Origin of the sequence: Caballeronia udeis (assembly GCF_001544555.2) — a bacterium.
Taxonomy (GTDB): Bacteria; Pseudomonadota; Gammaproteobacteria; order Burkholderiales; family Burkholderiaceae; genus Caballeronia; species Caballeronia udeis.
In genome coordinates this window covers 1-1,660 of record NZ_FCOK02000186.1, presented here as the reverse complement: position 1 = coordinate 1,660, position 1,660 = coordinate 1, and the positions used below count along the sequence as shown (strand labels likewise).

At 60.7% G+C, this 1,660-nt stretch carries 1 protein-coding gene; it reads right to left on the bottom strand.

From position 1 onward, the window contains the following. Position 1: 1 nt before the first annotated feature. Positions 2 to 1,660, bottom strand: a 1,659-nt coding sequence (locus AWB69_RS45075; RefSeq protein WP_062093214.1) for an electron transfer flavoprotein-ubiquinone oxidoreductase, incomplete at its 5' end; no start/stop codon positions are given.

Genomic DNA, 1,660 nt, shown 5'->3' with positions numbered 1-1,660 from the left:
ATCACATATTCGGATAGTTGGGTCCGCCGCCACCTTCCGGCGGGACCCACACAATGTTCTGCGTCGGGTCCTTGATATCGCACGTCTTGCAGTGCACGCAGTTCTGCGCGTTGATCTGCAGGCGCTCGCTGCCGTCGTCGTTCTTCACGAACTCATACACCTGTGCCGGGCAATAGCGTCCTTCGGGTCCGGCATAGGTGCGCAGATTCACGTCCACCGGCACCGATGCATCCTTCAGCGTCAAATGCGCCGGCTGGTTTTCCTCATGATTCGTATTCGATATGAACACCGACGCCAAGCGGTCAAACGTCAGCTTCCCATCCGGCTTCGGATATACGATCGGCTTGCATTGCGACGCGGGTTTGAGCGTTTCGTTATCGGCGTGCTGATGGTGCAGCGTCCACGGCACATTGCCGCCCAGGACCTTCTGCTCAAGCCCGACCATCAATGTGCCGAGATACAGGCCCTTGCTCATCCACTGTTTGAAATTGCGGGCGCGGTATAGCTCGGTCTTGAGCCATGAGCTATCAAACGCTTCGGGGTAGGCGCTCAATTCGTCAGCCTGACGACCGGCTTGCACGGCGTCGAATGCGGCTTCGGCGGCCATCTTCCCGGACTTGATCGCGGCGTGACTGCCTTTGATCCGCGATGCGTTCAGGAACCCGGCGTCGTCACCTGCCAGCGCTCCGCCCGGGAACACCAGCTTCGGCAGCGACATCAACCCGCCGGCCGTGATCGCCCGCGCGCCGTACGACACGCGCTTGCCGCCTTCGAGGAACGTGCGGATCGCCGGATGTGTTTTGTAACGCTGGAATTCCTCGAACGGCGAGAGGTACGGATTTGAATACCCGAGCCCGACGACAAAGCCCACCATCACCTGGTTATCGCCCATGTGATAGAGGAACGAGCCGCCGTAGGTATCGGTCTCAAGCGGCCAGCCCGCGGTGTGAATCACCAGATCCGGCTTGTGTTTCGAGGGATCGATCTGCCACAGTTCTTTAATGCCGAGGCCGTAGACCTGGGGATCCGAGTCGCGGCCGAGCTTGAATTTATCCATGAGCTGGCGGCCCAGGTTGCCGCGTGCGCCTTCACAGAACAGCGTGTATTTGGCGTGCAGTTCCATGCCGAGCTGGAAGTTGCCGGTGGGCTCGCCGTTCTTGCCCACGCCCATGTTGCCCGTCGCCACGCCGCGCACCGCACCGTCCTCGGTGTAGAGCACTTCGGCTGCGGGAAAACCCGGGAAGATCTCAACCCCCAGCGCTTCAGCCTGTTGCCCGAGCCAGCGCGTGACGTTCGCCAGACTTACCACATAGTTGCCGTGGTTCTTGAAGTTGTCCGGAAGCAGCCAGTTGGGCACCTGTTTTGCGCCGTCCTTCGACAAAAACAGGAAGCGATCCTCGGTGACTTCAACATCGAGCGGTGCGCCCTGGGTTTTCCAGTCGGGGAGCAGTTCGCTTAAACCCCGCGGGTCCATCACCGCGCCCGAGAGGATATGCGCACCGATCTCGGAGCCCTTCTCCAGCACGCAGACGCCCAGTTCCACACCTTTTTCCTGCGCGAGCTGTTTCAGCCGGATAGCCGCTGATAACCCCGCAGGACCGCCGCCCACGATCACGACGTCGTACTCCATGGATTCACGGGGACCGTACTGCTCGATGAG